Source organism: Streptomyces sp. NPDC002623 (assembly GCF_053592635.1).
Genome location: NZ_JBSFWB010000088.1, coordinates 1 through 9162, shown reverse-complemented (window position 1 = coordinate 9162; position 9162 = coordinate 1). Strand labels below are relative to the sequence as shown.

General features: G+C 72.6%; 2 protein-coding genes. Both read left to right on the top strand.

The genetic code is table 11. The features are described from left to right. Window positions 1-8796, top strand: an 8796-nt coding sequence (locus ACWD4O_RS48460; protein WP_451289549.1) for an amino acid adenylation domain-containing protein, incomplete at its 5' end; no start/stop codon positions are given. A 5-nt stretch (window positions 8797-8801) separates the two neighbouring features. After that, window positions 8802-9017: an MbtH family protein gene (locus tag ACWD4O_RS48455; RefSeq protein WP_451289548.1), complete on the top strand. Its 216-nt coding sequence runs from the start codon at window positions 8802-8804 to the stop codon at window positions 9015-9017. Window positions 9018-9162: the final 145 nt, after the last annotated feature.

The window sequence follows — 9162 nt, the reverse complement described above, 5'->3', positions numbered from 1 at the left end:
ATCGAACTCGGCGAGATCGAAGCAGCCCTCACCGAACACCCCGCCCTCGCCCAAGCCACCGTCCTCGCCCAGAACGACCGACTCATCGGCTATGTGGCAACGCGTCCCGACACGGTCGTACGTCCGGCGGAGCTGACGGCGTTTCTGCGCGACCGACTGCCCGACTACCTGGTGCCGTCGGCGTTCGTCCTGCTGGACGCGCTGCCGCTGACGCCGAACGGGAAGCTGGACCGGGCGGCGCTGCCCGCGCCCGATTCGGTGACCACGGCGACGGGCCGGGAGCCCCGGACGCCGCAGGAGCAGATCCTTTGTGAGCTCTTCGCCGAGGTGCTGGGCGCACCGCGGGTCGGGGTCGACGACGACTTCTTCGACCTGGGCGGGCACTCCCTGCTCGCCACCCGGCTGGTCGCACGGGTTCGCTCGGTGCTCGGCGTGGAGCTGGGGCTGCGCGCGCTCTTCCAGTCGCCCACCGCGGCGGGCCTGGCCGAGGCGTTGACCGGGGGAGGCCGAGCCCGCCCGGCGCTGACGCCGCACCCGCGACCGGAAGCGGTGCCGCTCTCCTTCGCCCAGCGTCGGCTCTGGTTCCTGCACCGTATGGACGGCACCGCCGCGACGTACCACATCCCGCTGGCGCTCCGGCTGACCGGGACGCTCGACGGAGCGGCGCTGGACGAGGCGCTCGCCGACGTGGTGGCCCGGCACGAGAGCCTGCGGACGGTGTTCCCGGAGGTCGACGGCGTACCGTGCCAACGCGTCCTCGACCCGGGCGCGGCCCGGCCCCAAGTGCGGTCGACCGAGGTGTCGGAGGCTGAACTGCCCGAGCGGCTGGCCGAGTTCGCCCGGCGGCCCTTCGACCTGGCGGTGGAACCGCCGTTGCGGGCGGAGCTGTTCGCGGTCGCGCCGCAGGAGCACGTGCTGCTGCTGGTGATGCACCACATCGCGGGCGACGGCTGGTCCACCGGCCCGCTGGCCCGCGACCTGGCCGAGGCGTACGCCGCACGGTGCGAGGGTCGCGCATCGCTCCGGCCGGCCCTGCCGGTGCAGTACGCCGACTACACGTTGTGGCAGCGGGACCTGCTCGGCGACGCCACCGACCCGGAGAGCCGGTTCGCCGAACAACTCGGTTACTGGAAGCAGCAGTTGTCCGACCTGCCGGAGTTGCTCCAGCTGCCCGCCGACCGGTCGCGGCCGGCCGTCGCACGCTGGCACGGAAGCCAGGTCGGTCTGGAGCTGAGTCCCGAGCTGCATGCGGCTCTGGTGGAGCTGGCGCGGGGCACCGGCACCAGTCTGTTCATGGTCCTCCAGGCCGCGTTGGCCGCGCTCTACACACGGCTGGGCGCCGGCACGGACATCCCGATCGGCAGCCCGATCGCGGGGCGTACCGACGAAGCCCTGGACGACCTGGTCGGGTTCTTCGTCAACACACTGGTGCTGCGCACCGACACCAGCGGTGACCCGACATTCGCCGAACTGCTGGGACGAGTGCGGGAGACGGCACTGTCCGCCTACGCACACCAGGACGTGCCCTTCGAGCACCTCGTGGAGGCCCTCAACCCCTCCCGGTCGCTGTCCCACCACCCGCTGTTCCAAACCGTCCTGGCCGTGCAGAACGCGCCGATGGGCCGCTTCTCGCTGCCCGGCCTGGACGTCGCCACCTATGCGGTGCCCACCGGAACCGCCAAGTTCGACCTCGGTGTGAACCTCGCCGAACAGTTCGGGCCGGACGGAAGCCCGGCCGGGATCGCCGGCGTGGTGGAGTACGCCACCGACCTGTTCGACCGGGATACGGTCGCCGCCCTCGCCCGGCGCTGGACACTTCTGCTGGAGGCGGTCACTTCCGACCCGGAACAGCCGATCGGTGGGATCGACCTCCTCGACGACGGTGAGCGGCACCGGCTCCTGGAGGGTGGCAACGCGACCGCCCGTGAGGTGGGCACCGTTCCGGTGCCGCAGGCGTTCGCGGCGCAGGTGGCGGCGACGCCGGACGCGGTCGCGCTGGTCGCCGGCGATGTCGAGTTGACGTACGCCCAGCTGAACGCCCGGGCCAACCGCTTCGCGCATGCCCTGATCGCTCAAGGCGTGGGCCCGGAACAGATCGTGGCGGTGGCCCTGCCGCGCTCCACGGAATCCGTCGTGGCGATCCTGGGCGTGCTGAAAGCCGGGGCCGCGTATCTGCCCGTGGACCCGTCGTACCCGCAGCCACGGATCACGTTCATGCTGGACGACGCGCGGCCGACAGTGGTGGTCGACGACCCGGCGACCGTCGCCGACGGAGACTGGCCGGAGAACGATCCGGAGATCGCCCTCGACTCCCGGCACCCGGCCTACGTGATCTACACCTCGGGCTCGACCGGCCGCCCCAAGGGCGTCATGGTGAGCCACACCGGCGTGGCCAGTCTGGTCGCCGCTCAGATCGAGCGGTTCGCGATCGAACCCGACAGCCGGGTGCTCCAGTTCGCCTCGCCCAGCTTCGACGCCTCGGTGTCGGAAGTTTTCACCGCTCTGCTGCGCGGCGCGGCCCTGGTGCTTCCCCCTGCGGCCGAACCGGTCGCCGCGCTGACGGACCCGGGCCTCGCGGTCACGCATGCGACCGTGCCTCCGTCCGTCCTGGCCGCCCTGCCGGAGGACACGATGACCGTGTCCACGCTGGTGGTGGCGGGTGAGGCCTGTCCGCCGGAGCTGGTGGCGCGCTGGGCACCCGGACGCCGGATGATCAACGCGTACGGTCCCACGGAGACGACCGTGTGCGCCACGATGAGCGACCCGCTCACCCCCGGGCCCGGCGTGCCGCCGATCGGCCGTCCGGTCGCCAACGCTCGGGTGTACGTGCTGGACGAGCGGATGCAGCTGGTGCCACCGGGTGTGGTGGGTGAGTTGTACGTCGCCGGCGCGGGCCTGGCACGCGGCTACCTGAACCGGCCGGGACTGACGGCCGGACGATTCCTCGCCTGCCCGTTCGACACCCACGGCGAACGCATGTACCGCACCGGCGACCTCGTACGCCGACGCGCCGACGGCGAACTCGAATACGTCGGCCGCGCCGACCAACAGGTCAAGGTACGCGGCTTCCGCATCGAACTCGGCGAGATCGAAGCAGCCCTCACCGAACACCCCGCCCTCGCCCAAGCCACCGTCCTCGCCCAGAACGACCGACTCATCGGCTATGTCGTCCCGCGTCAGGAGGCGGCTCGGGACAGCGGCCTCGAAGCGGACCACGTGGGCGAGTGGCGGGACATCTACGACGCCCTGCCGATCGTTCCCGAGGAAGCCGCCTTCGGCCAGAACTTCGTCGGCTGGAACAGCAGTTACGACGCGAGCCCGATCCCGGTCGAGCAGATGCGGGAGTGGCGGGACGCCACGGTGGCGCGCGTCCTGGCCCTGCGTCCCCGCCGGGTGCTGGAGGTCGGCGTCGGCACCGGCCTGCTCCTCTCGCAGATCGCTCCGCACTGCGAGACGTACTGGGCGACCGACTTCTCCGCCACCGCGATCGACACGCTGGCCGCCCAGGTGGCGCGGGAGGAGCTCCTGGCCGAGCGTGTGGTGCTGCAGACCCGCCCTGCGCACGACACCGACGGTCTGCCAGCGGGGCAGTTCGACACCATCGTGTTGAACTCGGTGGTGCAGTACTTCCCGTCCGCGGACTACCTCGCGGACGTGATCGACCGGCTGACACGGCTGCTCGCCCCCGGTGGCGCGCTCTTCGTCGGCGACGTCCGCAACCTGCGGCTGCTGCGCCCGCTGGCCACGGCGGTGCAGCTGCACCGGGTCGCCGACGGCGCCGACCTGCCCTCGGTGCGTCGTGCCGTGGAGCAGGCCCTTCTGGTGGAGAAGGAACTCCTGGTCGACCCGGACTTCTTCACCGTCCTGCGGGACCGCTGCACCGTCGGGGCCGTGGAAGTGGAGGTCAAGCGCGGCCGGCACCACAACGAGCTCACGCGCCACCGCTACGACGTCACACTGCGCCCTCGGCCGACCGCCCCGACGGCACCTGCCGCACCTGCCGCACCGCAGGAGCTGACATGGGGCCGAGAGATCGCCGACCTCACGGAGCTGCGCGAGCTGCTCGTCCGGCGCGGCACGGACCCGGTGCGCGTCACCGGGGTGCCGAACCGGCGTGTCGCCCGCGAGGCGGCGCTGGCCCGGGCGGTGCAGAACGGGGACGGCACGCTCGCCGAACTGCTGGACCGGCTGCACGGCCCGGACAGCGGCGACCTGCCCGACCCGGAGGACCTCCGTGAGCTCGGCGACGAACTGGGCCGCCGGGTGGACGTCACATGGTCGGTCGCCGCGGCCGACGCCCTGGACGTCGTCATCGGCGGCGTAACGGGAGACGCCCCTGTCGCGGCCTACCGGCCGATGCGGCCGTCCGGCACCGCGTTGTCCTCGCTCACCAACCGCCCGACCGCGGGCCGCGCCACGGGCGCCCTCGTCGGCGAACTCCGCGACCGGCTGCGCGACCGCCTGCCCGACTACCTCGTGCCGTCGGCCATCGTCGTCCTGGACGCACTGCCGCTGACCGCCAGCGGAAAGGTCGACCGCCGCGCCCTGCCCGCCCCCGACCTGGGGACGGCCGCGACCGGGCGGGCGCCGCGCACCCCGCAGGAGCAATTGCTCGCCGAACTCTTCGCCGACGTGCTCGGGCTGCCCGGGGTCGGCGTCGAGGACAGTTTCTTCGACCTCGGCGGCCATTCCCTGCTGGCGACCCGCCTGGCCTCCCGGGTCCGGGCGGCCTTCGGCGCGGAGCTCGAGGTCCGCACGCTCTTCGAGCACCCGACCGTGGCCGCCCTGGCGGCCCGCCTCGACGGCTCGGTCACGGAGCGGCCCGCGCTGACCGCCCGTCCGCGCCCCGAGCGGCTTCCGCTGTCCTTCGCCCAGCAACGGCTGTGGTTCCTGCACCGCATGGACGGGCCGAGCGCCACCTACAACATGCCGCTCGCGCTGCGCCTGGACGGCGAACTGGACCGGGCGGCGCTGCACGGCGCGCTCGCCGACGTGATCGCCCGGCACGAGAGCCTGCGGACGGTCCTGCGCGAGGCGGACGGCGAGCCGTACCAGTTGGTGCTGAGCGCGGACGAGGCCCGCCCCGAGCTGCCGGTCGTCGAAGTCGACGACGTTCGCCTGTCGGACCGACTGGCGGAGGGGGCCCGGTGCGGCTTCGACCTGGCCGCCGGGCCGCCGATCCGCGCGGAGCTGTACGCGCTCGCCCCCGACCGGCATGTGCTGCTGCTCGTGGTGCACCACATCGCGGCCGACGGCTGGTCGATGGGCCCGCTCTCCCGCGACCTGGCGACGGCCTACGCCGCCCGCTGCCGGGGTGAGGAACCGCGTTGGTCCCCGCTGCCGGTGCAGTACGCCGACTACACCCGGTGGCAACGCGATCTGCTGGGCGACGCCGCCGACCCGGACAGCCTGTTCGCGCGACAACTCGCCTATTGGAGCGAGGAGTTGGCCGAGCTGCCGCAGCAGCTGCAACTGCCCGCGGACCGGCCCCGGCCGGCCGTGGCCTCCCAGCTGGGCGGCCGGGTCGCCGTACGGCTGGACGCGGAGCTGCACCAGGCGCTGCGGGATCTGGCCACCGCACACGGCGCCAGTATGTTCATGGTGCTCCAGGCCGGGCTCGCCGCGCTGCTCACCCGGCTCGGGGCCGGCACCGACATCCCCGTAGGCAGCCCCATCGCCGGGCGCACCGACCAGGCTCTGGACGACCTCGTCGGGTTCATGGTCAACACCCTGGTGCTGCGCACCGACACGAGTGACGACCCCGGCTTCGCCGAACTGGTCGGCCGGGTACGGCAGAAGGCGCTGTCCGCGTACGCCCACCAGGACGTGCCGTTCGAGTACCTGGTCGAGGTGGTCAACCCGGCCCGGTCGCTGTCGCACCACCCGCTGTTCCAGATCATGCTGGCCCTGCAGAACGCTCCGTTGGGCGAGTTCACGCTGCCGGGGCTGTCGACCGGCCACCTGGAGGCGCCGACCGGCACGGCGCGGGTCGATCTGACGTTCAGTCTCGCCGAGCAGTACCGTCCGGACGGCGGCCTCGACGGCATGGTCGGTGCGGTGGAGTACGCCACCGATCTGTTCGACCCGGACACCGTGGAGCTGCTGTTCGCCCGCTGGGCGCGGTTGCTGCGCGCGGTGGTCGCCGACCCCGACCGGCCGATCAGCCGGATCGACATCATGTCCGGCGCGGAACGCCATCGGATGCTGTTCGAGTTCAACGACACCGCCGTCGAACTGCCCGAGGCGGCGCTGCCGGAGCTGTTCGCCCGTCAGGTGCGAGCCACCCCGGACGCGGTGGCCGTCGTGGCGGGCGGCAGCGAGCTGACGTATCGGGAACTCGACCTGCGGGCCAACCGCCTCGCGCGGGCGCTGGTCCGCCAGGGCGTGGTGCCGGAGGCGCGGGTCGCGGTACTGCTGGAGCGGTCGGCGGATCTGGTCGTGGCGGTCCTGGCGATCATCAAGTCGGGCGGGGCCTACGTGCCCCTCGACTCGCGGTTCCCGCAGTCCCGCATCGATCTGATCCTCCAGGAGGCCCGGGCCAAGCTGGTCCTCACCGAGGAGGTGCTGACCGCACTGATCCAGGCCGAGCCCGACGCCTCCGATCCTGAAGTCCTCTGCCACCCCTGGCAGTTGGCCTACGTGATGTACACCTCCGGCTCGACCGGGCGACCGAAGGGCGTCGCTGTCACCCACCGCGACGTCGTGGCCCACGCCCTGACCCCCTGCTGGCGCAGCGGTGGACACGAGCGGGTGCTGCTGCACTCCCCGACCGCGTTCGACCTGTCGACGTACGAGCACTGGGTGCCGCTGCTCGGCGGCGGCCGGGTCGTGGTCGCACCGCCCGGCCGGCTCGATCTCGACCTGCTGCACCATACGGTCAGCGAGCATCAGGTGACCGGCCTGTGGCTGACGGCCGGCCTGTTCCGCCTGGTCGCCGAGGAACGGCCGGGCCTGCTCGCGGGGGTCCGCGAGGTGTGGACCGGCGGTGACGTGGTCTCCCCGGCCGCCGTCGCCCGGGTGCTGGCTGCCTGCCCCGGTATCACCGTGGTCAACGGCTACGGGCCCACCGAGGCCACGACCCTGGCCACCTGCCACCCGGTGCACACCGTCTCCGAACACGCCGCGACCGTGCCGATCGGCCGGCCGATGGCGAACATGCGCGCCTACGTGCTCGACGCCGGGCTGCGGCCGGTGCCGCCCGGCGTGGTGGGCGAGCTGTACCTCGCGGGGGTGGGCGTGGCCCGGGGCTACGTCGACCGGCCCGGCCTGACGGTACAGCGGTTCACCGCCGACCCGTACGGGCCGGCCGGGAGCCGGATGTACCGGACGGGCGACCTGGCGTGTTGGCTGGCCGACGGCACACTGGACTTCGCCGGACGGACCGACCACCAGGTCAAGCTGCGCGGCCTCAGGGTCGAGCCCGGTGAGATCGAGGCGGTGCTCGCGCGTTGCCCGGGCGTCGCCCAGGCAGCCGTGGTCGCCCGCGAGGACCGGCCGGGCGACAAGCGGCTCGTCGCCTACCTGGTGCCGGCTCCCGAGGGTGCGCCCGAGGCTGGCGGGATGTCCGACCGGCTGCGCCGCGAGCTGCCCGAGTACATGATGCCGTCGGCGTTCGTCACCCTGGACGCGCTGCCGTTGACCGCCAACGGCAAGCTGGACCGGGCCGCCCTGCCGGCCCCCGACTACGGTGCGCCGGGTGCCGGGCGCGGCCCCCGGACGCCGCAGGAGCAGCTGCTGTGCGACCTCTTCGCCAAGGTTCTCGGCCGGGAACAGGTCCGCATCGACGACAACTTCTTCAACCTGGGCGGGCACTCACTGCTGGCCGCCCGTCTGGTCTCCCGGGTCCGTGAGACCCTCGGCGTCGAGGTGGGCCTGCGCACGCTGTTCGAGGCTCCGACCGTGGCCGGGCTCGCGGAACGCCTGGTCATGAACGATCCCGACGACGCGTTGGACGTGGTGCTGCCGCTGCGCACGAGCGGGAGCCGGACACCGCTGTTCTGCATCCATCCCGGCGGCGGCATCAGCTGGTCGTACAGCGGGCTTCTGAACCACATCGGTCCCGAGTACCCGGTCTACGCGATCCAGGCGCGCGGCCTCGGCCGCCCCGAACCCCGGCCGACGTCCTACGAGGAGATGGCGGCCGACTACGCCGACCAGATCTGCAAGATCCAGCCCGCGGGCCCGTACCTGCTGCTCGGCTGGTCCGCCGGCGGACTGATCGCCCACGCGCTCGCCTGCGAGCTGCAGGCGCGCGGCGAGCGGACCGCGCTGCTGGCGATCCTCGACGCCTACCCGGTGAAGGACGTGGTGTTCGAGGAGCTGCCCGTGCCCACCGAGCGGGACGTGCTCGTCGGCGTGCTCGACTTCAACCTGGACGAGCTGGGCGACCGGCCGCTGACCTATGACGAGGTCGCCGAGATCCTGCGCGAGCGGGGCAGCGCGCTGGCCGGTCTGACGGGGCGGCAGATCGAGGTCGTCGTCGACATCATGATCAACAACGCGAAGCTGGCGGTCGACTTCGTGCCCGGCAGGTTCCACGGAGACCTGCTGCTGTTCAACTCCACGATCGACCGGGACCACGACGACGCCGGGCCCGCCATCTGGCGCCCGTACCTGACCGGCCGGATCGAATCGCACGAGATCACCACCCGGCACGACCGGATGACCCAAGCCGGCTCGCTGGCCCAGATCGGTCCGATTCTGGCCGCCAGGCTCGCCGGGGCCACCGGTGACTCCGATGGCTCCGGTGGCACCCCCACCCCCACCCCCACCCCCACCCCCACCCAGGAGGACTGATTCCCATGACCAACCCCTTCGAGGACCAGGACGGCACCTTCCTCGTGCTCGTCAACCAGGAGAACCAGCACTCGCTGTGGCCGCAGTTCGCGGACGTCCCGGCCGGCTGGACCGTCGCCCACGGCCCCGACACCCACACCGCCTGCCTGGAGTACGTCGAGCGGACCTGGACCGACATGCGGCCCAAGAGCCTCGTCGACGCCATGGACGCCCAGCGGTAGCGCGGCCGACATGACCTCCACCGACACACAGACCGAGGCCCGCGGCACCGCGGGCCTCGGCCGGCCCCGCGGCCAGGCCGCCACGCGGCTGACGGCCGAGGGCCGCCCGGGCCCGGACCCCGTCTACGCCCCCCGGCGGCGCCAG

Coding starts and splice junctions, on each gene's coding strand:
- ACWD4O_RS48455 (WP_451289548.1), top strand. CDS start 8,802: ATGACCAACCCCTTCGAGGACCAGGACGGCACCTTCCTCGTGCTCGTC.